The sequence below is a fragment of the Thermopolyspora flexuosa genome, assembly GCF_006716785.1.
Lineage (GTDB): Bacteria > Actinomycetota > Actinomycetes > Streptosporangiales > Streptosporangiaceae > Thermopolyspora > Thermopolyspora flexuosa.
In genome coordinates this window covers 1,138,395-1,161,810 of sequence record NZ_VFPQ01000001.1, presented here as the reverse complement: position 1 = coordinate 1,161,810, position 23,416 = coordinate 1,138,395, and the positions used below count along the sequence as shown (strand labels likewise).

Annotated in this window: 22 protein-coding genes; 8 read left to right on the top strand and 14 right to left on the bottom strand. The window is 73.4% G+C overall.

What is annotated here, in order from left to right; translation table 11 throughout:
* Positions 1-53: 53 nt before the first annotated feature.
* From FHX40_RS05130 to lxmK, 4 genes are all read right to left on the bottom strand, one after another.
* The gene (locus FHX40_RS05130; RefSeq protein WP_142258545.1) at positions 54-236 is read right to left on the bottom strand and encodes an LxmA leader domain family RiPP; all 183 of its coding nucleotides are present in this window, start codon (positions 234-236) and stop codon (positions 54-56) included.
* Positions 237-307: 71 nt separating this feature from the next.
* Positions 308-502, bottom strand: a complete 195-nt coding sequence (locus FHX40_RS05125) for an LxmA leader domain family RiPP (protein WP_142258544.1) — start codon at positions 500-502, stop codon at positions 308-310.
* A 138-nt stretch (positions 503-640) separates the two neighbouring features.
* Positions 641-1,702 (bottom strand): T3SS effector HopA1 family protein, encoded by a 1,062-nt coding sequence (locus FHX40_RS24950; protein WP_170198719.1) that lies wholly within the window; start codon positions 1,700-1,702, stop codon positions 641-643.
* A complete protein-coding gene (lxmK, locus tag FHX40_RS05115; protein ID WP_142258543.1) occupies positions 1,699-2,859 on the bottom strand; it encodes a class V lanthionine synthetase subunit LxmK in 1,161 nt (386 codons plus the stop codon). Before lxmK ends, FHX40_RS24950 begins: the two co-directional genes overlap by 4 nt.
* A gap of 389 nt (positions 2,860-3,248) precedes the next feature.
* Here lxmK and FHX40_RS05110 point away from each other — a divergent pair, with 389 nt between their 5' ends.
* A complete protein-coding gene (locus FHX40_RS05110; RefSeq protein WP_211350165.1) occupies positions 3,249-5,309 on the top strand; it encodes a TRAP transporter permease in 2,061 nt (686 codons plus the stop codon).
* Between the two features lie 10 nt (positions 5,310-5,319).
* Complete coding sequence (locus FHX40_RS05105) at positions 5,320-6,294, top strand: TAXI family TRAP transporter solute-binding subunit (protein ID WP_142258541.1); 975 nt, start codon at positions 5,320-5,322, stop codon at positions 6,292-6,294.
* 50 nt (positions 6,295-6,344) lie between these two features.
* Here FHX40_RS05105 and FHX40_RS05100 read toward each other — a convergent pair whose 3' ends face one another.
* The 6 genes from FHX40_RS05100 to FHX40_RS05075 form a co-directional block, all read right to left on the bottom strand.
* Positions 6,345-7,163 (bottom strand): MerR family transcriptional regulator, encoded by an 819-nt coding sequence (locus FHX40_RS05100; protein ID WP_142258540.1) that lies wholly within the window; start codon positions 7,161-7,163, stop codon positions 6,345-6,347.
* 272 nt (positions 7,164-7,435) lie between these two features.
* Entirely contained in the window at positions 7,436-8,080 is a 645-nt protein-coding gene (locus FHX40_RS05095) for a class F sortase (RefSeq protein WP_211350164.1), read from the bottom strand.
* Entirely contained in the window at positions 8,080-8,730 is a 651-nt protein-coding gene (locus tag FHX40_RS05090) for a hypothetical protein (protein WP_142258539.1), read from the bottom strand. The genes FHX40_RS05095 and FHX40_RS05090 overlap by 1 nt, the downstream gene beginning before the upstream one ends.
* Positions 8,731-8,839: 109 nt before the next feature.
* On the bottom strand, positions 8,840-9,502 hold the full coding sequence (locus tag FHX40_RS05085) for a response regulator transcription factor (RefSeq protein WP_142258538.1): 663 nt from the start codon (positions 9,500-9,502) through the stop codon (positions 8,840-8,842).
* A complete protein-coding gene (locus tag FHX40_RS05080; protein ID WP_211350163.1) occupies positions 9,499-10,890 on the bottom strand; it encodes a sensor histidine kinase in 1,392 nt (463 codons plus the stop codon). The genes FHX40_RS05085 and FHX40_RS05080 overlap by 4 nt, the downstream gene beginning before the upstream one ends.
* An 18-nt stretch (positions 10,891-10,908) precedes the next feature.
* The gene (locus tag FHX40_RS05075; protein ID WP_142258536.1) at positions 10,909-11,370 is read right to left on the bottom strand and encodes a hypothetical protein; all 462 of its coding nucleotides are present in this window, start codon (positions 11,368-11,370) and stop codon (positions 10,909-10,911) included.
* 359 nt (positions 11,371-11,729) lie between these two features.
* On the opposite strand from FHX40_RS05075, the gene FHX40_RS05070 reads away from it, so the two are divergent.
* The gene (locus FHX40_RS05070) at positions 11,730-11,969 is read left to right on the top strand and encodes a hypothetical protein (RefSeq protein ID WP_142258535.1); all 240 of its coding nucleotides are present in this window, start codon (positions 11,730-11,732) and stop codon (positions 11,967-11,969) included.
* 30 nt (positions 11,970-11,999) lie between these two features.
* Here FHX40_RS05070 and FHX40_RS05065 read toward each other — a convergent pair whose 3' ends face one another.
* Positions 12,000-12,701, bottom strand: coding sequence for an HAD family hydrolase (locus tag FHX40_RS05065; protein WP_211350162.1), 702 nt, complete (start codon positions 12,699-12,701; stop codon positions 12,000-12,002).
* 93 nt (positions 12,702-12,794) lie between these two features.
* On the opposite strand from FHX40_RS05065, the gene dapD reads away from it, so the two are divergent.
* Together dapD and FHX40_RS05055 are read left to right on the top strand one after the other, a co-directional pair.
* Positions 12,795-13,760 carry a 2,3,4,5-tetrahydropyridine-2,6-dicarboxylate N-succinyltransferase gene (dapD, locus tag FHX40_RS05060; RefSeq protein WP_142258534.1) on the top strand — a complete coding sequence of 322 codons (966 nt, stop codon included), beginning with the start codon at positions 12,795-12,797 and terminating at the stop codon, positions 13,758-13,760.
* A 379-nt stretch (positions 13,761-14,139) separates the two neighbouring features.
* Entirely contained in the window at positions 14,140-16,419 is a 2,280-nt protein-coding gene (locus FHX40_RS05055) for a glycosyl hydrolase family 18 protein (protein WP_142258533.1), read from the top strand.
* Between the two features lie 544 nt (positions 16,420-16,963).
* Here the strand turns inward: FHX40_RS05055 and FHX40_RS05050 are convergent.
* Entirely contained in the window at positions 16,964-18,376 is a 1,413-nt protein-coding gene (locus tag FHX40_RS05050; protein ID WP_170198718.1) for a serine/threonine-protein kinase, read from the bottom strand.
* Between the two features lie 223 nt (positions 18,377-18,599).
* Here FHX40_RS05050 and FHX40_RS24945 point away from each other — a divergent pair, with 223 nt between their 5' ends.
* The 3 genes from FHX40_RS24945 to FHX40_RS05040 all read left to right on the top strand — a co-directional run bounded on the left by FHX40_RS24945 (position 18,600) and on the right by FHX40_RS05040 (position 20,278).
* The gene (locus FHX40_RS24945; RefSeq protein ID WP_170198717.1) at positions 18,600-18,773 is read left to right on the top strand and encodes a hypothetical protein; all 174 of its coding nucleotides are present in this window, start codon (positions 18,600-18,602) and stop codon (positions 18,771-18,773) included.
* A 57-nt stretch (positions 18,774-18,830) separates the two neighbouring features.
* Entirely contained in the window at positions 18,831-19,544 is a 714-nt protein-coding gene (locus FHX40_RS05045) for a rhodanese-like domain-containing protein (protein WP_142258531.1), read from the top strand.
* 170 nt (positions 19,545-19,714) lie between these two features.
* Positions 19,715-20,278 carry a DUF6328 family protein gene (locus tag FHX40_RS05040; protein WP_189136271.1) on the top strand — a complete coding sequence of 188 codons (564 nt, stop codon included), beginning with the start codon at positions 19,715-19,717 and terminating at the stop codon, positions 20,276-20,278.
* A gap of 89 nt (positions 20,279-20,367) precedes the next feature.
* Here the strand turns inward: FHX40_RS05040 and FHX40_RS25695 are convergent, their stop codons facing one another.
* Together FHX40_RS25695 and FHX40_RS26010 are read right to left on the bottom strand one after the other, a co-directional pair.
* Entirely contained in the window at positions 20,368-21,156 is a 789-nt protein-coding gene (locus FHX40_RS25695; RefSeq protein WP_142258530.1) for a thermonuclease family protein, read from the bottom strand.
* 260 nt (positions 21,157-21,416) lie between these two features.
* Positions 21,417-23,351, bottom strand: coding sequence for a tetratricopeptide repeat protein (locus FHX40_RS26010; protein WP_268241050.1), 1,935 nt, complete (start codon positions 23,349-23,351; stop codon positions 21,417-21,419).
* Positions 23,352-23,416: the final 65 nt, after the last annotated feature.

Here is a 23,416-nt window from a genome sequence, read left to right as displayed (position 1 = left end):
TCCCGCGAGGCCGCGGTTCCGCAGGTGCGTGCTGCGGAACCGCGGCCCACGGTTCACACGACGGCCTTGTTCCGGCCCGGACCGTTCGTGGTGACGTAGCTGAACATGAAGCTCGCGACGAACCCGCAGAACGGAGAGGACGCGGGGACGTCGGCGGCCGCGCCGACGTTCAGGTCCGCGGCCTCGGCGTACGACCGGTAACCGGTGACGAGCTCCTCGGTCAGCATCGCCTGCATCCGTGTTCACCTCCTTTCTCGGTCGTGGGGTTGGTCCGCTGCGGAGGGTGGTCGGTAGGCCGTTTTCCGGGTCAGCAGCCGACCTTGTAGGTGGCACCGGCGGAGGCGCCGATCAGCGCGCTGACGCACCACTTCGAGCTCGCGGCGGAGACCGCGCAGACGGGGGAGGTGGCCGGGGCGTCGACGCTCGCCTCGATGTTCAGCTCGGCGGCGGTGGCGTAGGCGTCGTAGCCCGCGACGAGCTCCATCATCGGCGTGCCCTTCATTGGTCGCTCCTTTCTTCGATCGGCTGAAGCCAAAGCAGGGAGTACGCGCACGCACTCCCTGCAATCGCTTCAGCGCGGGAATTCGTGCGGTGCCGGGAGGAGAACTCGGGACGTGTCCGGGGATACGCGCGAGGGCGTTCAGAGCAGGATCACGCCGTCGCGGGAGCGCACCCGGGGCGAGGTGGTGTTTCGAGCGGGATCAGCGGGATCGATGTTGCTTTCTGCGAAACTTGCGAGGATTTTCCGCTCTCGGTCGACGCCCTCCCTGACGCTGTCGAGCAGTGCCCGGGCGAGCACACCGGCACGGTGCTGGCCGAAGCTCAGCCCGCGCATCGCCGGGCGGTCGTCCTCCGGCTCCCAGGCGACGGCGACCCCGGGGCCGAGCCGGCGGCAGAAGACCGAGACGTCGTCGCCGACGCCCGGGCCGTCGGCGGCCGCCCCGGCGAGCTCGGGGAGGAGGGTCCAGCCGTCGGAGTCCAGGTAGACGACGATGGCGTCGCGCCGCGGATACATGACGGGTGCGGAGAGCACCTTCGCGCGGTACCGCACCCGGCGCTCCTCCAGGAGGGTGAGCACCCGCCCCCACGCCGCGACCGCGCTGCGGGGATCGCGCAGGTGCACGTACACGCGCAGGGTGCGGGACGACGCCACGCTCCCCGCGGAGCCGTCGACGAGGAAGAAGCCGGGCGACAGCGCCGGGCGGGCCGGGGACATCGCCAGCGTGACCTCCTGGCCGGGTGCCCACGGCGGTCCCGCCGTCCGGATCGCGTCCCTCGGCGCCCACACCCGCAGGCCGTCCACCAGGACCAGCACCCGGGATTCGGTCTCCGCTCCCGTGCCGGGCACCCGATGGGCGGCGGAACCGGCTTCGGCCTCCGCGGGCGGCACGGCCACCGGCGGCGGTTCCGGCATCGCGCACACCACCGCCCGGGTCGTCGTCTCCGCGTGCGGTACGGCCGCGGCGAGGTCCGTCTCGAGGCGGGCGTCCCGGAGCCGTCGCGGCAGGGTGGCCGGCTCCCCCTTCATGCCGGCGTGCAGGACGTCGTAGAGCGCCGAGGCGAGCAGCGACTGGAGCTCACGCGGATTGTCCGCGGTCACCTTCCGCTCGAACACGGTGGCGGTCAGATCCGCCACCGAAACCCGGACCTCGTCCAGGGCGGCCGTCAATGCCGCGGGAAGCGCGCTCACGGTGGCCGTCATTTTCCCGCTCCCAGGCCGATCGTCGCGGCGAACCTGCCCGGTTCCAAAAGGATTTTCCGCCCTATTCCGGCCGCGGCCTTCTCGATTCCCGAAATCCGCCCGCGCTGCGGGCTGCCGGCGATCATCCGATCCAGCATGTGCCAACCGGCGAACGCCGCGGCGCGTTCGGCGAATTCGTCGTCAATCCGCTCGCGGCCGCGCAGATAGGCGCGCCAGAAATGCTCCACCTTGGGTCTCAGGCGTTCGATTTTCTCGGCCCCGCGGCGAAGGACCGTCCGGTGGTCGAATTCGAGGTCGACGAAGGCGGAATCGCCGCGGGACGTCACGATGTCGAGCACGGACCGGTACAGCCATTCACCCGCGAACGCACCGACGTCGCGTGCTCCGTCGGCCAGCCGGAACTCCTCCCAGTCGGTGATGTGGACACGGTCGCGGACGATGATGAACTGGTCCACCCGCAGGTCGCAGTGCGCGGGAACCTTCGGAGCGGCGGCCTCCCTCGCGCACAGCCGCGCGATCGCCTCCAGCAACCGCGGGTCGCCCTGCAACAGCCGCCAGACCTCGATCTCGGCGTAGCTGAAGTCCTGGTAGGCCTGGAGTGCCACGCCCGGCCGCAGCAGCAACGCGGGAAGCACGGGCGGTGAGCGGTCCAGCTCCTCGCCGTCCGGCGGCTCCGCCTCGTGCAGCGCCGCGATCGCCTCGCCGGCCGCCGCGGCGAGCCCGTCGTGGAAGGTCTCGTCGACCATCAGCCTGGCGCCGCTCACCCCCGACTCGATGTACTCGAACGCGACGAGCCGGGTGGCCGGGTCGCTGCCCAGCAGGACCGGCGAGTGCAACGGCGTGCCGCGCAGCAGGCCGGCGAGCCGCTCGAAGGAGAGCATGCGCCGCATGCGCGCCGCGACGTCCTCCGGTGGCCCCTCGAGTCTTTTGACGAACACCTTCCGGCCGCTTTCCGTGACCCCGGCCCAGGTGTCGTTACGGCCGACCGGCGCCGTGACGGAATCGCGCTGGAAATCGCCGACCCCCAATTCCCGGAGGAAGCGCCCGACCTCGGGAACCGAGTCGAGGTCGACGGGCGTGTACCCCAAATTCCTCTTATCGGTTCGGTGTCGGGTCGATTCCCGAGAAGGAGCGCGAGATTCGGCCACGGCGACCATGGCGGCCTCCCGTCATTCGCAGTCAGTGGACCGACGGGAGCGAAGGTACAAGTCGGATATGTCGGTCCTCAATGAGAGTGTGTGATCTCTTAGGGAAGATTTAATACTGGCGCCCGGCGCGAGGAGCGGTGACCCGCGGCCGCCGCCGGGGTGGACGGCGGACGGCGGTACGGCGAAAACACCAGGCAAGAGGCACGGCAATACACTCACGGCCACCGGCGGACGGCCCCCGCCGCGGCCGCGTCCCGGCCGCATGACGGGGCACGGGGCGGCAACCCTAAATGTTCCTCAAGAAACCATCGCCGCCTCCGCCGGCGTCCCCTCGGCTATCTACCGTTGCCCCGGGGTGCACCGGGTCGCCCCACAGCAGCACCAAGCCGGGAGGGACCGTGCCATCCGCCGCACAGGACGCCGAACGCCAGATCCCCGGCGAGGGGACGGAGGAGCCGTCCGCCCGCAGCGCGGAGGAGCTCATCGCCGAGTTCGACGAGGAGCGGCCGGCGCGGCGGCTCGGCGGGCCGCTCGCCCGCGTCATCGGCGCCGTCGCCCTCGGCGTGTCGGTCTACGTGCTGTACGCGGTGTTCGTCCCGGTGCAGGTGCTGCCGTACCGGATGAGCTTCCTCGCGGCGGTGCTGCCGCTCACCTTCCTCTGCTACCGCGCCCGGGTACGGCCCCGCCGACGCCGCCCCCGGCGTACCGGCGGCGCCACCGCCGGCTCCGCCGAAGCCGCCGCCGCGCCGGCGAAGGGCCACGACAACCCGGGGATCATCGACTGGATCCTCGCCGGGCTCTCCCTCGTGGTGTGCGCCTACCCGCTGGTCGGCTTCGACGACTTCATCCGGCGCACCTTCGAGCCCACGGTGCTCGACGTGGCGATGGGCGCCGGGTGCCTGCTGCTCGTGCTGGAGGCGACCCGGCGCACCGTGGGCGCGATCCTGCCCGCGATCTGCCTCGCCTTCCTCGCGTACGCCTACTACGGCGGCTACCTGCCGGTCGACTGGTCGCTCGGGCACCGCGGGTACGACATCGACCGCATCATCGCCCACCTCTACATGGGCACCGAAGGGCTGTTCGGGGTGCCGCTCGACGTCGCCGCGACCTACATCGTGCTGTTCGCGATCTACGGCGCGGTGCTCGAGTACTCCGGCGCGGGGGCGTTCTTCGTCAACATCGCGTTCGCCGCGTTCCGGCGGTCGAGCGCGGCGGCCGGCCGTACCGTGACGCTCGCGGGCTTCCTGCTCGGCACGGTGTCCGGCTCGGGTACGGCGACCGCGGTCTCGCTGGGCAGCGTCGCCTGGCCGGTGCTGCGGCGGGCCGGGTACCCGCGGGAGAGCGGCGGCGGCATCCTCGCCGCGGCGGGCATCGGGGCGATCCTCTCGCCGCCCACGCTCGGCGCGGCGGCGTTCATCATCGCCGAGTACCTCAAGGTCTCGTACCTCACGGTGCTGCTCTACGCCACCGTGCCCACGATCCTCTACTACCTCGGGATCATCCTCGCGATCGAGATCGACGCCCGGCGGCTCGGCACCCGCGAGGTCGACCTGGAGACGCCCTCGGCGTGGCGGCTGCTCGCCCGGTTCGGCTACCACTTCTCGTCGCTGATCGCGATCGTGGTCTTCATGGCGCTCGGCCTGTCGCCGTTCCGCGCGGTCGTGTACGCCACCGTGCTCGCGTTCCTGCTCTCCTTCCTCGACCGCGAGCACCGGCTCGGCCCGCGCCGGACGGCCCGGGCGCTGTCCGCGGGCACGCTCAGCGTGCTGCCGGTCGCCGCCACCACCGCGGCCGCGGGCGTGATCGTCGGCGTGGTGACGCTCACCGGGCTGGGGCTGAAGGGGTCGCGGATCATCGTCGACCTGGCGGGCGGCAACCTCGTGCTCACCACGGTGGTCGCCGCGGTCGCGGTGCTCATCCTCGGGCTCGCCGTACCGGTGACCGCGTCGTTCATCATCGCGGCGGTGATCATCGGGCCCGCGCTGCAGACCCTGGGCGTCCCGCCCGAGGCCACCTACATGTTCATCTTCTACTACGCGGTGCTCTCCGAGGTCACGCCGCCGACCGCGCTCGCCGCGGTCGCCGCGTCCGCGATCACCGGCGGCGACGCGATCAAGACGATGATGATGGCCTGGAAGTACACCCTGCCCGCGTTCCTGGTGCCGTTCGCGTTCGTGCTCGTCCCCGGCGGGCGGGCACTGCTCGGGCAGGCCCCGCCGCCCCAGGTGCTGGTGGCGCTCGCGGTGTCGGCCGTGGCCGTCGCCGCGCTCGCGGCGGCGACGGGGGGCTGGATGATCCGCCGCGCCGGCGTGCCCGAGCGGGTGCTGTGCGCGGGCGCCGCGCTCGTCCTCCTCTACCTGGAACCCATCCCCGTCGTGATCGGCCTGGCCCTGCTCGCGGTCGCGCTCGGCGTCCACCTGGCGCTGCGGCGTCCCCCCGACCGGCGGGCCCTGGCCTGAAAGGAGCGGCATGAGATCGCTGACCCGTATCGCCGCCGCCGCGGCCGCCCTCGTCCTCCTGCTCACCGCCTGCGGGGGTGAGCGCCGCGGCGACGCGGAAGGCGAGGCCTACAAGGGCGGCCGGCTGTCGATCGCCACCGGGAACACCACCGGCGTCTACTACCAGCTCGGCGGCGGGTACGCCGACCTGCTCACCAAGCACCTGCCCGGCTACCAGGTCACCGCCGAGGCCACCGGGGCGTCGGTGGAGAACATCCAGCGGGTGGTGCGCGGCGACTCCGACATCGCGTTCACGCTGGCGGACACCGCGAGCGACGCGGCGACCGGCCGGGACGCGTTCTCCGCGCCGCAGCCGATCCGCGCCCTCGCCCGCATCTACACGAACTACACCCACGTGCTCGCCCGCAAGGACGCGAACGTGCGCACGGTCGCCGACCTCAAGGGCAAGCGGGTCTCCACCGGCTCGCCGAACTCCGGCACCGAGACGATCGCGCTCCGCCTGCTGCGCGCGGCCGGGCTCGACCCGGACGCCGACATCAGGCGGCAGGCGCTGTCGCTGCCGGAGACCGTGCAGGGCGTCAAGGACGGCACCATCGACGCCCTGTTCTGGTCCGGCGGGCTGCCCACGGGCGGCATCACCGACCTCGTCACCAACCTGAAGGAGCAGATCGTCTTCGTGCCGCTCGACGACCTGCTCCCCAAGTTGCAGAGCGAGTACGGCCCGATCTACCAGGCCGGCCGGCTGCCCAGGGAGGCGTACGGCACGGCCGAAGACGTGAACACGATCGTCGTGCCGAACATGCTCGTCGTGTCCGAGGCAATGCCGGCCGACCTCGCCGAGAACCTCACCCGGATCCTCTTCGAGCACCAGGCCGAGCTGGCGAAGGTGCACCCCGAGGCGAACAACATCTCCCGCGAGGACGCGCCGAAGACCGACCCGGTGCCGCTCCACGACGGCGCCAAGCGGTACTTCGGCGTGTCCTGAGCCCGCCCGCGCCGGTACGGCACGGCCGTACCGGCGCGGGCGGCCGCGGCTCAGGCGGGCCGGGTCACCGGCTCCTGGATCTCGGTCACCCAGCCGGCGGGGTCGCCCTCCCCGTAGGCGAGGTAGACCTCGCGGGCGACCCCGGTGCCGCGGTAGCCGTTCTCCTCGATCCAGGTGGCGAGCAGCTGGTAGGTGGCGCCGACGGTGTCCATCGGCCCCCTGTGGATCACGGTCGCCGCCTGCTCGATCGCGGGCAGGTCGACGACGTCGAAGTCGTGGCTCACGCCGGGCTCGAGGTTCACCTGGAGCCCGGCGTGCACCCGCACGCCCTCGGCGACCGGCTCGTAGTAGGCGACGCCCGGGCCGGTGGGGGTGAGGCCGGCCCGGGCGATGCGCCTGCCGAGCTCGGCGTAGAGCGGCCGGATCACCGCGCCGATCCTGTCCGACTCGAAGCTCTCGGCGATGCCGCTGAGCTCGGCGAGCCGGACCCCGGGCACGCTCTTCACCACGACGTCGATGGACATGACGCCCTCCGTCTCGATCATCCGGAGCCGCGCTTCGACCTCGGCGAGCCGGGCCAGGTCGGCGGCGACCTGGGCCTCGAGCTCCGCGCGCCGCAGCCGCAGCATGCCGTGCAGCTCCTCCGGGCCCACCTTCTCCTCGAGCACGCGGCCCACCTGCTCGAGGGTGAGGCCGAGGTTCTTGAGGGCGATGATCCGGTTGAGCCGGGACAGCTGCCCCGCCTCGTAGTAGCGGTAGCCGGTGTGCGGGTCGACCCGGGCGGGCCGCAGCAGCCCCAGCGCGTCGTAGTGCCGCAGCATGCGCACGGACACGCGGCCGAGCCGAGCGAAGTCTCCGATGCTGAACATGACACCCCCAGGTCTAGGGCCTACCACCGTGTCAGGGTCAAGGCGACCGGGAGCGCTCCGCCGGGGTACGGCCCGGCCGGTACGGCACGCGTCCGCCCCGGGCCGGAAAGCCGGAAACGGTCGTGCCGCCGAGTCCGGCTCTCGGCGGCACGACCTCCCCGCGGCCCGCGTCGCGCTGCGGTCCGGGGGCCTCGCCCCGCCCGGGCCGGCGTGCTCGTCAGGAGGCTGGATCGGGAGAAGAGCCGGCCGCGCCGGGCGGGGATGGTCCGAGGTCAGCGGGCGAACACCACGACGTTGTCCCGGTAGCTGCGCCGGGTCCGGTCGAAGGCGCCGCCGCAGGTGATCAGGCGGAGTTGCGGGGTTTCCGCCGGGCCGTACACCTCCCTGTTCGGGATGCGGTTCTTCGGATAGCGGGCGACGCGGGTGACGGTGAACGTCACCGTGCTGCCGTCCGCGCGGTCGACGTGCACGCGGTTCCCGGGCCGCAGCTGCCGGAGGCGGAAGAAGACCGCCGGTCCGGACCGGGAGTCGACGTGCCCGGCGATCACGGCGACCCCCGGCTCGCCGGGCTCCGGCCCGGCCTTGTTCCAGCCCACGTGCACGAAGCTCTGCGGGGCGATGAGGCGGCCGTTCCGGTCCAGGCGGAGCGGGATCACCTTGGCCGAGACCCGGATCGCCGGGATGCGGAGCCGTACCGGGTCTGCGGCGTCGGCGGCGCCCTCGCGGGGAGCCGCGGCGGCGTCGACCGGGCGGGCCGCCGCGGCCTCGCGGACCGCGGTCTGCGTCCCCGCGGCGACCGCGTCGGCCGGGGCGGCTCCGGCCGCGCAGGCGCCGGCGGTGACGAGGGCGGCGACGGCGAGCGCGAGGCCCATCGGCCGGCCGCCGCGCCCGCCGGGCCATCCGCGGCGATCGCCCATCACTCGGCCGCCGTGATCCTGCGCCGGAGCCACAGCCCGCCGCCGGCGAGCGCCGCGGCGCTGGTCAGGCCGAGCGCGGTGAGCGGCAGGATGCCGAGGCCGGACCCGCCGTCGGCGCCGGTGTCCGCCGCGCCGCCCAGCCCGGTCTCCACGCCACCGCGCGGCGTGTCGTCGTCATCGTCGTCGTCCGCGCTCCCGGCGACGCCGCCCGCGCCGGTGTCCACACCGCCGCGCGGGGCACGACGGTCATCGTCGTCGTCATCGCCGGCCTTCCCGGCCGCACCACCGGCACCGGTGTCCACGCCCCCGCGCGGCGCACGACGGTCGTCATCATCGTCATCGTCGTCGGCCTTCCCGGCCACTCCGCCCGCGCCGGTGTCCACACCGCCGCGCGGCGCACGGCGGTCATCGTCGTCGTCATCGTCGTCGTCCGCCTTGGCCGCGGCCTTCACCGCGCCGCGCGGAGCCCCGCGCTCGTCATCGTCGTCATCGTCGTCGTCACGCCCGTCGTCATCGTCGTCGGCCGCGACGTACGCGGCCGAGGGTACGGCGGCCGCGCTCGCGGCCTGGGCCGCGGTGACCGCGACCGCGGCGCCGAGGCCGAGGGCGGTCGCGAGGGCGAGCAGGATCCGCCACAGTGCCAGTGCCATCCGATGTCCTCCCGGAGTCGTTCCGCGCCCCCTGCGCGGATGACTCCAGGCTCGTGGCGGGCGGTTGGGCCACCGTGAGGCCGGGATGAGAGCCCTCTCACCCGGCGGATCATCCGGCGCGGAGCCGGTATCCGGCGCCCCGCACGGTCTCGATGCGCTCCGCGCCGAGCTTGCGCCGCAGGTAGCGCACGTACACGTCGACGACGTTCGAGCCGGGGTCGAAGTCGAACCCCCACACGAGGCTGAGCAGCTGCTCGCGGGTGAGCACCTGGTCGGGGTGGCGGCAGAACACCTCGGCGAGCGCGAACTCCCGCGCGGACAGGTCGACCGAGCGGTCCCCGACGTACGCCCGCCGGCTGCGCAGGTCGAGCGCGAGGTCGCCGACCCGCAGCACGGTCACCTCGGGGCTGTGCGAGCCGCGCACGCGCAGCCGTACCCGGGCGAGCAGCTCCTCGAAGGCGAACGGCTTGGCGAGGTAGTCGTCGGCCCCGCCCTCGAGCCCGGCGACGGTGTCGGCGACGCTGTCCCGCGCGGTCAGGATGATCACGGGGATCGTCACCCGCTCCTCCCGCAGCCGCCGCAGCACGGTGAACCCGTCGATGCGCGGCAGGCCGATGTCGAGGATCATCAGGTCGAACTCGCCGCTGCGGGCGTAGTCGTAGGCCGAGACGCCGTCGGAGACGACCGCCGTCACGAACCCGTTGCCGCGCAGCCCTTTCTCCAGGAAGGAGGCGATCCGCGCCTCGTCCTCGGCGATCAGAATGCGATTCACGCAACCTCCCGCAGCGGAATCGTGATGACGAACCGGGCCCCGCCGATGGGGGCGTCCTCCACGTGCACGTCGCCGCCGTGCGCCCGGGCGATGGAGCGGACGATGGCGAGCCCAAGGCCCGCGCCGTCCTGCGACCCGCTGCGCGGGCCGCCGCGCACGAACCGGCCGAAGATCCGCTCCCGGTCCTCGGGCGGCACCCCCGGCCCGCTGTCGCTCACCCACAGCTCGACCGTCCCGCCCCGTACGGCCGAGCCCACCGCGATCTCGTCGCCGTCCCGGGTGTGCCGCACCGCGTTCGCGGCGAGCTGCATGAGCGCCTGGGTGAGCCGCTGGCGGTCCGCCGCGATCCGCTCCTCGGCCACCTGCTCCACCCGCCACTTGCGGTCGCCGAGCGCCCGCGCCTTCGCCACCACGCTCACCGTGAGGTCGGCGAGCTCGACCTGCTCGATGGAGAGGAACCCGGGCTGCTCGGCCTTGGCGAGGGTGAGCAGGTCGTCGACGATGCGGTTCATCCGGTCGAGCTCGTCGGTGACGAGCGCGAGGGTCTGCGCCCGGTCCTCCGGGTCGTCGCCCATGAGCTCCAGGTGCCCGCGGATCACGGTGATCGGGGTGCGCAGCTCGTGCCCGGCGTCGTCGACGAACTCGCGCTGCACGGCGAACGCCCGCTCCAGCCGGTCGAGCATGTGGTTGAAGGTCGCGGCGAGCGCGGCCACGTCGTCGTTCCCGGTCACCTCCAGCCGCCGGGTGAGGTCGGAGGAGTCGCTGATCGCCTCGGCGGTCTGCCGCACCAGCCGGACCGGGGCGAGCACCCGGCCGGCGACGAGCCACCCGGCCGCGCCGGCGAGGCCGAGCGCCGCCACGCCGGCGATCGCGAGCACCCGGACCGCGTCCACGATCTCCTCGCGCTGCCGGTCGTAGAAGACCGCCACCACCAGGTGCGCGGGGCGCGGGTCGGCCACCCGGACCGGGATGACCGCGAGCCGTACCGTGCCCGCCTCGCTCTCCGCCCACGTCGCGGTGGGCCGGGTCGCCGCGGCGAGGCGCCGTACCAGCCCGTCGTCGGTGTCGAGCCGGGCGGGCGGCGCCACCGCCGTGATCTTGTCGGCCGCGCCGTCGACGATGGTGAAGAACGTCTCCCACCGGTCCGGCGCGTTCACCGCGAGGTAGTCGGCGAGCAGCCGGGACACGTCGTCGGGTGGCCGCCCTCCCCGCGCGGCCACCTGGGTCCGGACGTACCCGCGCAGCTTCTCGACCTCGTTCTCCAGCTCGGCGTTGACCCGGTCGTCGAGGCGTTTCAGCAGGAACGTCCACGTGGCGAACACCGCGACCGCGAGGGCGATGCCCGCGACGAGCAGCATCCAGCCCACGATGCGCGCACGCGCGGTCACCCGCATGCGCGTCGCCGCTCAGTCATCGTCGTCGTACCCATCGTCATCGTCATCATCATCGTCGTCCCCGCCGTCCCTCGGCGGCGGCGGCTTCACCGGCTCCGCCCGGGACCGGGTGGGCGAGGGCACCGGCCGCGACCGCGGCGGGGGCGAGGAGTCCGCGGTGGCGCGGGGCGTGGCGGTGCCCGCGCGCTCCCCCGCCTGCTCGGCGGGTTCGCGGCCGGACGGCTCGGCGGAGGGCCGGACGGTGGCGGGGTCACCGGGCGTGCGGCCGTCGGCGGAGGCGGACGCCGACGGCGCCGCGGGCGACGGTGAGCCCTCCCCCGGGGAGGCCGGCGGCTCGGAGGCCGCCGGGGACACCACGATCGCCTCACCGAGGTCCGGGTCGCGCCCCGAGGCGGCCCACACGAACCCGACGAGCAGGAACGCGGCGAGCAGCACCCCGGCGACCACGACGAACAGCGGACCCTGGCTCTTCATCCCCCCAGAATCGCCCGGATTCCGGGAGACGTTCGTGAGAGCAGGATGAGAAAGCTCTCATCTTCGCCGGTCGCGGCGGTGGCGGGGACCCGGGTACGGCCGGGCGGGCGCGGCGCCGGTACAGGGTGGGACGGCCACGGGCAAAGGTTGGCCCGATCCGCGCCGCCGCGCGCCGCGGATGCGCGATGCTGGAGCCGCGTCCACACACCGGGAGGCGGCCGAATGTGGCGGAACGTCGACGTAATTCCCGATACTCACCCCGAGACCGTGCTTTTCGGGATTGAATGCTGACCGGTGGGCGGACGTCCGAACCGTCCACCGGCCACGGCGGCTTGCACGTGTACCTGGAGGCTCTCCGGATGACGAATCTGCTCAAGGCCGGTCTGGGGCTGGCGGCGGTCCTCGCCGTGCTCATCTACGTGCCGGGCGGGTGGATGCTCGTGCTCGTCCTCGCCGCCGTGGCGCTGGTGATGGGCCTCTTTCTGGGATACGTGTGGCTCGTCGAGGTACGGCCGGCCGACCGTGGCCCCGCCACGGCGCAGGACGTGCTGCGCGAGCGCCTGCGGCACCGCCTCGGCCTCCAGGAGGGCTTCCGGTAAGAACCCGAGGTTCGTGACGGCCCGCGCGGCCTAGCCCGCGCCGCCCGCGCGGGCCGTACCCGCGTCCGCGCCGAGCGCGGCGACGAGCCCGGACAGGCCGTCGAGCACCACGTCGGCCTCCGCGGCCTCGGGGCGGGCGGCGTGCAGGTATCCCCAGGGGCCGCGGCGCAGCAGCGCGGTGCGCATGCCGGCCCGCTTCGCCGGCAGCACGTCGTTGTCGACGCGGTCCCCGACGTACAGGATCCGGGCGGGCGGCACCCCCGCCACCGCGGTCACCTTGGCGAAGAAGGCCGGATCCGGCTTGGCCACGCCCCACCCGTCCGAGGTGTGGATCGACTCCACCGGCAGCCGCATCGCGGCGAGCGCGTCGGCGGCCTGCACCGGCTGGTTCCCGGCGATGATCAGCCGGTACCCGGCGGCGCGCAGCGCGTCGAACGCCGGGCGGACGTCCGGGTAGAGGTCGTCGGCGTCGAAGTGCACCCGCAGGCCGTGCGGGTCCTCCCGCTCCCAGGCGGCGATCTCCTCGTCCAGGTCGAAGCCGGGCCGTACCAGCCGGAACGCCTCCACGAGCGGCCGACCGGCCGCGGCCATCGCGCCCAGCAGCCCGAGCATGGTCCCGGCCGGCACGCCGAGCCGGTCGGCCCACCGCGTCCAGATGCGGGTCTCGTCGATCAACGTCTCCCCGACGTCGAACACCACGGCCTCGACCACGCCCGCTCCTTCCCTCGGCATCCCGACAAGTCACCCTAATCGTCCCGCTTCCGCCCGGTACGCCCCCGGGTACCGGCTGCACCCGGGCCGACGGCTACGGGTACCGTTTGCTTCGTGACAGCCATCGATCCATCCAACACTGGGGCGCACGGGATCGGCCTGGCGACGATCGCGGCCGACGGCACCGTGCTGGACACCTGGTTTCCGGCTCCCGAGCTGGGCGAGCCGCCGTCCACCGGCACGCGACGACTCTCCGCCGACGAGGCGGGCGATCTGGCCGGGCTGATCGGGCCCGACCCCGACCGGGGCGTGGAGGTCGTGGCGGTCCACACCGGCATCGCCAAGCTCTCCGAGCCGCCCGCCGACGCGCACGACGTCTACCTGCGGCTCCACCTGCTGTCGGCGCGCCTGGTCCGGCCGCACGGGCTCAACCTCGACGGCGTCTTCGGCAAGCTCGCCAACGTCGTGTGGACCAACTTCGGTCCCTGCCCGGTGGAGGGCTTCGAGCAGGTACGGCTGCGCCTGCGCCGCCGCGGCCCGGTCACCGTCTACGGCGTGGACAAGTTCCCGCGCATGGTCGACTACGTGGTGCCGAGCGGCGTGCGCATCGCCGACGCCGACCGGGTACGGCTCGGCGCCCACCTCGCCCCGGGCACCACGGTGATGCACGAGGGCTTCGTCAACTTCAACGCGGGCACGCTCGGCGCCTCGATGGTGGAGGGCCGGATCTCCGCGGGGGTCGTGGTCGGCGACGGCTCCGACATCGGCGGCGGCGCCTCGATCATGGGCACCCTCTCCGGCGGCGGCAAGGAGGTCATCTCCATCGGGGAGCGCTGCCTGCTCGGCGCGAACGCCGGCATCGGCATCTCGCTCGGCGACGACTGCGTGGTCGAGGCCGGGCTGTACGTCACCGCCGGGACGAAGGTGCGCCTCGCGGACGGCCGGGTGGTGAAGGCCCGCGAGCTGTCCGGCGCGAGCGGCCTGCTGTTCCGCCGCAACTCGACCACCGGCGCGGTCGAGGCGATCCCGCGCGAGGGCGAGGGCATCACGCTCAACGCCGACCTGCACGCCAACGACTGACACCGGGCGACGGCCGACCGGCACGGCGGCCGCCGCGGCACCGCCGTACCCGCAGCGCCCCGGGGCCCGCGCCCCGGGGCGTTCGCCGTTTTCGCCCGGCGATATTGACGAGACCTGCTACCGCGAAGTAAGTTCACGACTAAATTAACAGGAAAGCTTCCTAATAGTTCCGTCACGACAAGCAGGTCGGACCGCCCATGCCGCGTTCCCCGCCGCCCCGTACGTCCCGTCACCGATCCCCGCCGACTCCCGGGGATCCCGTCCCCATCGGTCGAGGCCGCCGTCGCGGCGAGCCGGCGCGCCCTCTGCGGTCCCACGCAAGGGACACCCCCCTCATCTCTCGCAAGCCTCCTTTCGCACCTGACAGGGACGTGGAGCAGTGAAGAAACGACTTGTCACCAGACTTCTCGCGGCGGCGGGAACGCTGTTGCTGCCGCTCGGGTCGGCCGTCGCCTTCGCCCCGGGCGCCGCCGCGGCCGTGACGCCTCCGATCCTGGTGAACGCCGCCGGGCAGGCGTACACCGACGGCGCGGGCAACAACTGGTCGGCGGACCGCGCCTACAGCAGCGGCGGCTGGGGACACGACACCACGTACGGCACCGGCCAGGTCAGCGGCGACATCGCGGGCACCGACGATGACACGCTCTACCGGAGCTACAACCTCTTCAACGGCTGGTCCGGCTACAAGTTCGACGTGCCGAACGGCACCTACCAGGTCACCCTGAAGATGGTCGAGGACTGGGCGACCGCCGCCGGGCACCGCAGGTTCGACGTGCGGATCGAGGGCACCACGGTGCTCACCGGCTTCGACATCTTCGCCGCCTGCGGCCGGCTCACCGCCTGCGACCGCACGTTCACCGCGAACGTCTCCGACGGCCAGCTCAACGTGCAGTTCAACATGAACGGCGGCGCCAACTACGCGGCGGTCGCCGCGATCGCGGTCACCGGCGGCCAGGGCGGCTCCGACACCACCCCGCCGAGCGCGCCCGGCAACCTGCGCGCCACCGGCACCACGTCCACCAGCGTCTCCCTCGCCTGGAACGCCGCCACCGACAACGTCGGCGTCACCGGCTACGACGTCTACCGCAACGGCACCCGGATCACCACCGTCACCGGCACCAGCCACACCGACACCGGCCTGAGCCCGTCGACCACCTACACCTACACGGTCCGCGCCCGGGACGCCGCGGGCAACGTCTCCCAGCCGAGCAACCAGATCAGCGCCACCACCCAGTCCGGCGGCGGCTCCGACACCACCCCGCCGAGCGCGCCCGGCAACCTCCGGGTCACCGGCACCACGTCGGCGAGCGTCTCCCTCGCCTGGAACGCCGCCACCGACAACGTCGGCGTCACCGGCTACGACGTCTACCGCAACGGCACCCGGATCACCACCGTCACCGGCACCAGCCACACCGACACCGGCCTGAGCCCGTCGACCACCTACACCTACACCGTGCGGGCCAAGGACGCCGCCGGTAACGTCTCCCAGCCGAGCAACCAGGTGAGCGCCACCACCCAGTCGTCGCCCGGCAACGGCGGCGGGGGCAAGAAGGTGCTCGGCTACTTCGTCGACTGGGCCGTCTACCAGCGCAACTACCACGTCAAGAACATCGACACCAGCGGCTCGGCCGCCAAGCTCGGCTACATCAACTACGCCTTCGGCAACGTGGTCAACGGCCAGTGCGTGATCGCCGACACGTACGCGGCGTACGACCGGTTCTACAGCGCGGCCGAGAGCGTCGACGGCGTGGCCGACACCTGGGACCAGGGGGCGCTGCGCGGCAACTTCAACCAGCTCCGCAAGCTGAAGAAGAAGTACCCGCACATCAAGGTCCTGTTCTCGTTCGGCGGCTGGACCTACTCCGGCGGGTTCACCCAGGCCGCGCAGAACCCGGCCGCGTTCGCCGACTCCTGCTACCGGCTGCTGAAGGACCCGCGCTGGGCGGACGTCTTCGACGGCATCGACATCGACTGGGAGTACCCGAACGCCTGCGGCCTCTCCTGCGACTCGAGCGGCCCGGCGGCGTTCCGTAACCTGATGGCCGCGCTGCGCGCCAAGTTCGGCCCGGACTACCTGATCACGGCCGCGATCACGGCCGACGGCACCCCGGGCGGCAAGATCGACGCCGCCGACTACGCCGGCGCCGCGCAGTACGTCGACTGGTACAACGTCATGACCTACGACTACTTCGGCGCCTGGGCGCAGAACGGGCCGACCGCCCCGCACTCGCCGCTCACCTCCTACAACGGCATCCCGACGCCGGGCTTCTACGCCGACGCGGCGATCCAGAAGCTCAAGAGCAAGGGCGTCCCGGCGAGCAAGCTGCTGCTCGGCATCGGCTTCTACGGCCGCGGCTGGACCGGCGTGACCCAGAGCGCCCCCGGCGGCTCGGCCACCGGCCCGGCGCCCGGCACGTACGAGAACGGCGTCGAGGACTACAAGGTGCTCAAGACCAAGTGCCCGGCCACCGGCACCATCGCCGGCACCGCGTACGCCCACTGCGGCAACGAGTGGTGGAGCTACGACACCCCCGCCACGATCAACGGCAAGATGACCTACGCCAAGAACCAGGGCCTGGGCGGCGCGTTCTTCTGGGAACTCACCGGCGACACCGCGAACGGTGAGCTCATCACCGCGATCCACAACGGCCTGAAGTAGGCCGCCCCGCACCCCGAAAGCGGCCGCCGGGGAGGCCGCGCCGCACCCCCGCCACCCCCTGCCTCCCCGGCCGGCCCTTTCCGGGCCACGGCGCACGAACGAGGCGAAGAAATTTCTCCATCGGATCGAACCGCGGCGGCGCATGCCGCGTACCTCCTGGCGACATGCGCCGGAGAAAGGAGTGAGCAGTGCACCGAGCCCACCGGGTCGCACCGCCCGCTCCCGTTCGCGGCGCCGGAATTCGCCCGGATTGGAGGTTCCTCTCCCTCCCTGTACGCCTGGTCATCGCATCCGATCACGCCGTAACACGCAGAACACCCGCACGAGCCCTCACCACCCGTGAGAAAGGAGGCGGCACAGGCTGACTCCCTTGACGAGGCGCTGATTCTGGAAGAGACATCCTGGCGCCGCCGCGGGGTTTCCTGGGTCACCTCGCGGCGGCGCCGCCTTTTCGCCGGCCGGTGGCGCCGGCTCCTGTTCTCCCAGGATCATCGGAAAACGTACGACGCGGCAGGCGTTTCCCGGCCGGTGGCCGCGGAACGCGTCACGACGCGTCGGGCAGGCTGTCGGCGAGCACCTCGGCGTACCGCCGGCTGAGCGCCCCCTCCCGCAGCCGCGTGTGGATCTTGGCGCGCAGGGCCGCCACCCGCGCCCGCACCTCACCCTCGGTCCCGGCGACGATGTCGTTGCGCAGGTTCGTGACGAGGTTGGTGAAGTCGAGCGCCACGTCGGACCGGATCTCCCCCGCGGCGAGCCCCTGCTGGACCACCGACGCCACCTGGGCGAGCGCCAGCATCGTCTCGCTCGAGGTGTCCCGGCCCGCCGTACCGGTCTGTCCGCCGGTGTCCGGGTCCGCCGGCTCCGTCTCCACGGCGATGCCCGTCCCGGCGTCCACCTCGGCCTCCGGGGCCACGTCGCCCGACGGGTCCGCGGTGTCCGGCGCGGGACCGGTCGCCCGCAGCTGGGTCGGCACCGGGCGGGCCGCGGCGTCCTCCGGGGCCGTCCTCCGCTCACCGCCCGGCACGAGGAGCCCGATCAGCAGCGCGCTCACCACGAGCACCAGGCCGGTGGTCGCGACCGCGCCGACCGCCGGGTTCGGGGTACGGCGGGGCTTCGGCACCGCGGGCACGCCGGACGGGGGCGTGGGGACGTCGAGCGACGCGGGCAGGCTCGCCGCGAGCACCGCGGCCACCTCCGCCGCGGGCGGCCGCTCCGCCGGGTCCGCGGCCCGGCACCGCCGCCACAGCTCGACCACCCGCGCGGGCGTCTCGGCGGGCGGCTCGGCGTCGGCCTCCCGGCCGCCGGTGAGGCACTCACCGAGGATCACGCCGAGCGCGTACACGTCCGCCGCCGGCGTCACCTCCTGCCCGGCGAGCTGCTCGGGCGCGAGGTACGGCGCGGGCCCCGCGGGCTCCTCCGGATCCACCGGCGCGGTCCACACGAAGGGGTCGGCGCGCACCGGGTCGCCGCGCAGCGCCCAGGCGATGCCGAAGTCGAGCACCTTCACCCCGTCCGGGGTGAGGAACACGTTCGCGGGCTTGACGTCCCGGTGCACCAGCCCGGCCCGGTGGGCGGCGGCGAGCGCCTCGGCCACCTGCCCGCACACCCGGGCAGCCTCGGCGACCGGCAGCGGCCCGCGGGCGAGCCGCTCGGCGAGGGTCTCCCCGTGCAGGAACTCCATCACCAGGTACGGCGTGCGCGCGCCGAATCCGTCCTCGGTCTCGCCGTAGTCGTGGATCGCCACCACCCGCGGGTGGGTGAGCCCGGCGGCCGACCGCGCCTCGTCCCGGAAGCGCCGCCGGAACGCCGCGCCCCGGCGCCCGCCCGCGCTCACCAGCTTCACGGCGACCGAGCGGGCGAGCACCTCGTCCCAGGCCCGCCACACCTCGGCCGTGCCGCCGCTCGCCACGCGCTCCTCGAGCGTGTACCTGTCGGCGAGCCGTACCCCCAGATCCACCCCAACCAACCTTTCGCAGGCCGAAGATCAGCGCACTTCCCCTTGGTATACGCGCCGTCCGCGGCGTCGGATCGGACCGGCGCGCAAATCGTCCGATCGGTGCCCGGCCCCGGCTCCCGGCCCGGGGCCGACCCCGACTCCCCTCCGGTACGTCCCTGACCCGTCCCTGAGATCCCCGTTCACCCCTCACGGCACGGCCCGCCCCGGCCGTACGGTGAGGGTCATGGGACGCATTCTTCTCGTTGCGGCGGCACTCGTGGTGGGGTTTTTCGTATTCGGTGCCGTTCTCGGTTTTCTGTTCAACGTCATCAAGTGGGTCGTGATCCTCGGCGTGATCGCCCTCATCGGCTACGCGGCGCTGCGGCTCCTGTGCGGGGCGGAGCGGTGCGGCCGCTGATCCGGCCCACTTCCCGCGCTTCGGCATGAGGTCGTATCCGGCGGGTACGGCTAGTGCATGGTTGAGGTCATCGACCGCTGGGCCGTACAGGGCCTGCTGGACAGTCAGGAGGCCCAGCTCGTGGACGTGTCGCCGCGGGCGGCGTACGCGTGGGCGCACCTGCCGCAGGCGGCCCACCTGCCGCTCGAGGAGATCCGCGACACGGCGGCCGAGCGGCTGAACCCGGCGCGGCCGGTCATCGTGTACGGCCAGGACTGGCTGTGCGACCGCAGCGCCCGGGCCGCCCGGCTGCTGGAGCGGCTCGGCTTCCACGACGTCTTCGACTACGCCGCGGGCCGGATGGACTGGCTGTCGGCGGACCTCCCCTACGCGGGCGACGCGGTCCTCGTGTCGCGGATCGTCCGCCACGACCCGGTCATCACCTCGGCGGGCGACGCGGTCTCCGGCGTCGAGCCCCGCGTGGGCGCCGACCCGGCGGGCGTGGCCGTGGTGGTCGGCGGGCAGGACGTCGTGCTCGGCCTCATCGGCGAGCGGGAGCTGAAGGGCGCGTCCCCCGACGCCCGCGCCGAGGAGATCATGCGGATCGACATCCCCACGGTACGGCCCAGCGAGGAGGTCGCCGCGCTGAGCGCGCGCATGGACCGCGAGGGCCTCGACGAGGTCGTGGTCACGATGACCGACGGCCGCCTGGTCGGCATCGTGCCGGCCGCCGCCGTACGCACCCCCGGTGATCCGCCCGGTGACGGGCCCGACGAGGACCCCTACCTGTGACCGGTCCGGCGTCACGGGTTTCTCCTGATCGATTCCGGGCAGGGTAACCGGTCCACGCGGGTCTGGGATCCCTCCGGTCACGGCCTGCCGGACGCGTCCGGCTCGCCGCGTCCCAGCCTGCCCGTTCACCCCGGGACCGGACGGGAAACGTGACGCCGGGAGATGAAGCGATGCGAGCGGCCACCTCACCCGGGCCCGACACCGGCGCGCCGGGCCGCGGGGAGACCGCCGAACAGCGCGCCGACCGCAACTTCGTGGAGCTGCTGCAGGGCTTCCGCGTCGCGGTCACCGGCGTCCAGGTGCTGTTCGCGTTCCTGCTCACCGTGCCGTTCTCGCCGGCCTTCGCCACGCTGAGCCACACCGACCGCCTGCTCTACATGATCGCGCTCGGCGCCGCGGCGGTCGCCTCGATCTGCTACATCGCCCCCGCGGCCCAGCACCGCATCCTGTTCCGCCGCGGGGTCAAGGAGCCCCTCGTCCACCGCTCCAACGTGTACGGCATCCTCGGCGGCATCGCCCTGGTGATCTCGATGACCGCCGCCACCGTCATGGTCGTGGACTACCTGTACGGCGGCGCCGTACCGCTCGTCGTGGGCACGGGCCTCGCCCTGCTCGGCGGCTGGGCCTGGTTCCTGCAACCCCTGATCAGCCGCCACCGCGCCGCCGACGTGACCTCCCCCGCCCCCGAGCGGCCACCACCACCGGCCGACCCTGCCGACCAAGACCGGCGATGACGTCTGTCCCTACCTGCCTCGCATGGGCCGGCTCGGCAAGGCCACCCTGCGGGAAGGCAGGGTGGCCTGTCGCGAAGGCCGGGAAGGGGTCAGCGCTCGCAGACGACGCCGTCCCCGTCTCGGTCCTGGTACCAGGAGTACTCGGGGTCCCGGCCGCGGACGTACGGGCCGTAACCGGCGGCGTTCGCCTCGGCGCAGGTACGGAACCGCGGGTCGAGGCCGCCGCTGCCCTTACCGCTGCTCGCCTTGCCGGAGCCGCCGCTTCCCGTGCCGCCGCTCGCCTTACCGGACCCGCCGCTCGCCTTGCCGGAGGCGCCGGACGCGCCGGAGCCGCCCGTCCCAGCGGCGCCACCGGTGCCGACGCGGCCGAGCGGCCCGCACCTGCCCGACCAGATGCGCAGGCGTTCCTGCTTCGCCTTGGCCTGGTCGGAGCGCAGCGCCGGCAGGTAGCGGACGTTGAGCTTGACCGACACCACCCGTCCGAAGCCGTAACGGACCAGGTTGCGGTTGACGAAGGTGCCCGAGGGCGTCCAGGCGTAGTACAGGTAGCGGCCGGAGGAGTCCCTGAGCCTCTTGTCCCGCAGCAGGTACACGCCTCTGCCGGCCTTGAGCAGGGCGGCGGTGCGGGCGGTCGCCTCGCGGCTCCAGCATCGGCCCGGGTCGGGGGTGTCCACCCCGAGCAGGCGTACGCGCCGGATCCCGCCCTGGTAGCGGACGTCCAGGGTGTCCCCGCTCACGATCTTGGCGACCTTGGCCGTGATCGTGCCCTTCGGCAGGTGCGGCCTGGCCGCGGCGGCGTCGGCCGGGGTGGCGGCGAGGATCGGGGCGGTCACGGCGAGGGCGCACGCGGCGGCGGATAAGCGAGCCGTTCGGTTCATCGGCGATCACTCTCTGTTGCGACTGATACCTGCGTGGCGTAGGACGCGTGAGGGTACGGGTGGGGTTTTCCTGGAACTCCACCTTGACCTGCGCGCACGCAGGCGAGTGAGCATGCCCGGTCAACCTTGCCCGCGGCCGGAAGGAGAGCGGGCGCGCAGGTGCGGGAAGCCATACGGCCTCCCCCGCACATCACGCCCGGGCACCGTCGCACGCCGCGGCCGGACGGCCGAAAGGCCGGGGTGCCGACGCCGCCGGATGGTCAGCCGACCGCGAGGGCCCGCCGTACGTCCTCGTCGTCGGGGGCGAGCTCGAGCGCGCGGGTGAGGTCGGCGATCGCCTCCTCCTCGCGCCCGGCCGCGCGCAGCGCCACGGCGCGGTTGAACAGCAGCGGCGCCTCCTCGCGAGGGGACGCGTTCGCCCGGGTGAGCTCGACCGCGCGGCTCAGGTCGCGCACCGCGCCGTCCAGGTCGCCGGTCTCGAAGGCGAGGATGCCGCGGTTCGCCCACGCGGTGGCGAGCGACGGGTCGTACCGCAGCGCGCCGTCGAACGCCTGCCGCGCCCGGTCGGCCCGGTGCTCGGCCATCTCGATCTGGCCGAGCACGCACAGCAGGTACGGGTTGGCCGGGGCGAGGGCGAGCCCGCGCTCGGCGTCGACCCGGGCGCGCGCGTAGTCGCCGCGCGCGGCGAGCAGCCCGGCCCGGTTGACGTAGGCGTCGACGAAGCCGGGGTCGAGCTCGAGCGCGTAGTCGAGGTCGGCGAGCGCGCCGTCGTGGTCGCCGGTGGCGTACCGGATCTCGGCGCGGTTGTAGTACGCCTCGGGGAACGGCGGCCCCACGCGCATCGCGGTCTCGTAGTCGGCGAGCGCCTCGTCGAGCCGGCCCAGCCGGTGCAGCAGGTTGCCCCGGTCGATGTAGTAGTCGGGGTAGCCGGGGTCGGCGGCGATGGCGGCGTCGAGGTCGGCCAGCGCCTCCTCCGGGTGGCCCAGCATGCTCCTGAGCTGGGCGCGGTTGGCGCGCAGCACGAGCCGGTGGATCGGGTGCCGGTCCGGCGGCAGCCCCTCGTCGGCGAGCGCGATCGCCCGCTCGACCAGCTCGAGCGCCTGCTCGACGCGGCCCAGGCGCATCTCGATGAGGGCCCGGCCGTTGAGGTCGAAGCCGAGCTTGAACGCGCGCAGCTCCGGGTCGGGCAGCAGCGTGGAGATGGCGATTGCCTGGTTGATCCACGGCAGCGCCGCCTCGGAGTCGCGCCGCGCCGGGTCGTGGTGGCGCACGAGCAGCATCGCGGTGGAGTACGCGGCGGCGGCGTGCTCGGCCGGCTCGGTGCTCACCCGGCGCACCTGGTCGAACAGCGCCCATGCCTCCTCCTCCCGGTCGATCGCGGCGAGCGCGGTGGCGGTGCGGTGCACGAGCCGCCACCAGCCCTCGGCGCCGGGCTCGGTCGCCTCCAGCGCCCGCCGGCCCAGCTCGGCGACGGCGTGGTGGCAGCCGGCCTCGAAGCACCGCTCGATCGCCTCCCGCAGCTCCGCGCCGGCGAGCTCGTCGAGGCGGCGCTCGCTCGGGTACGGCAGCGCGGGCCCGCCCTGCCAGGTACGGCGGCCGCCCTCCTCCGCGGCCCGGTCGTCCTCGCCGCCGGCCGCCCGGCCGCCGGGGACGCGCCTGGCCCGGGCGGCGAGCGCCGAAGCGAGCGGCTCGGCCGGGGCGGGGGCGCACACGACCAGGGTGAGCAGGTCCGGGTCGACGCGGGTGAGCAGGATCTCCAGCAGCTCCCGGTCGGTGAAGTCCGCCAGGTGCGCGTTGTGCACCACGACCGCGCGGGGACCGGCCGGGCCGTCCTGGCCGCGCAGCGCCGCCACGGTGTCGCGCACGAACTCCGCCAGGCCGTTCGCGATCCGCCGGGTGCGCTTGGCGGCGTGCACGAGGATGCGCTCGGCCGGCGGCAGCGTCTCGGCGATGGAGCCGCGCCGTACCGGGACCGTGCCGCGCAGATCGGGGGCGACGGTGCGCAGCTCGATGTCGTGCGCGTCGACCAGCCCGGGCCGGTGCCGGAGCGCGAGCGGCACCAGGGCCCGGGCGATCGCGGCGCCGAACGTGTAGGGGCCGCCCGCCCAGCGGTCGGCGTCGACCGGCGGGAGGAGAGGCGGAGGAAGGTCGATGCCGGACGGAGTCCGTTCCGCTTCGATCCACAGGTGGTCCACTGCCTCCCCCTCTCTTCGGTTCCCCCCTTCGGCGCGTTATCGGATCAGCCCTCGTGCTTGGCGCT

Coding starts and splice junctions, on each gene's coding strand:
- FHX40_RS05130 (WP_142258545.1), bottom strand. CDS start 236: ATGCAGGCGATGCTGACCGAGGAGCTCGTCACCGGTTACCGGTCGTAC.
- FHX40_RS05125 (WP_142258544.1), bottom strand. CDS start 502: ATGAAGGGCACGCCGATGATGGAGCTCGTCGCGGGCTACGACGCCTAC.
- FHX40_RS24950 (WP_170198719.1), bottom strand. CDS start 1,702: ATGACGGCCACCGTGAGCGCGCTTCCCGCGGCATTGACGGCCGCCCTG.
- lxmK (WP_142258543.1), bottom strand. CDS start 2,859: ATGGTCGCCGTGGCCGAATCTCGCGCTCCTTCTCGGGAATCGACCCGA.
- FHX40_RS05105 (WP_142258541.1), top strand. CDS start 5,320: ATGAGATCGCTGACCCGTATCGCCGCCGCCGCGGCCGCCCTCGTCCTC.
- FHX40_RS05100 (WP_142258540.1), bottom strand. CDS start 7,163: ATGTTCAGCATCGGAGACTTCGCTCGGCTCGGCCGCGTGTCCGTGCGC.
- FHX40_RS05095 (WP_211350164.1), bottom strand. CDS start 8,080: ATGGGCGATCGCCGCGGATGGCCCGGCGGGCGCGGCGGCCGGCCGATG.
- FHX40_RS05090 (WP_142258539.1), bottom strand. CDS start 8,730: ATGGCACTGGCACTGTGGCGGATCCTGCTCGCCCTCGCGACCGCCCTC.
- FHX40_RS05075 (WP_142258536.1), bottom strand. CDS start 11,370: ATGAAGAGCCAGGGTCCGCTGTTCGTCGTGGTCGCCGGGGTGCTGCTC.
- FHX40_RS05070 (WP_142258535.1), top strand. CDS start 11,730: ATGACGAATCTGCTCAAGGCCGGTCTGGGGCTGGCGGCGGTCCTCGCC.
- FHX40_RS05065 (WP_211350162.1), bottom strand. CDS start 12,701: ATGCCGAGGGAAGGAGCGGGCGTGGTCGAGGCCGTGGTGTTCGACGTC.
- FHX40_RS24945 (WP_170198717.1), top strand. CDS start 18,600: ATGGGACGCATTCTTCTCGTTGCGGCGGCACTCGTGGTGGGGTTTTTC.
- FHX40_RS05045 (WP_142258531.1), top strand. CDS start 18,831: ATGGTTGAGGTCATCGACCGCTGGGCCGTACAGGGCCTGCTGGACAGT.
- FHX40_RS05040 (WP_189136271.1), top strand. CDS start 19,715: ATGCGAGCGGCCACCTCACCCGGGCCCGACACCGGCGCGCCGGGCCGC.
- FHX40_RS25695 (WP_142258530.1), bottom strand. CDS start 21,156: ATGAACCGAACGGCTCGCTTATCCGCCGCCGCGTGCGCCCTCGCCGTG.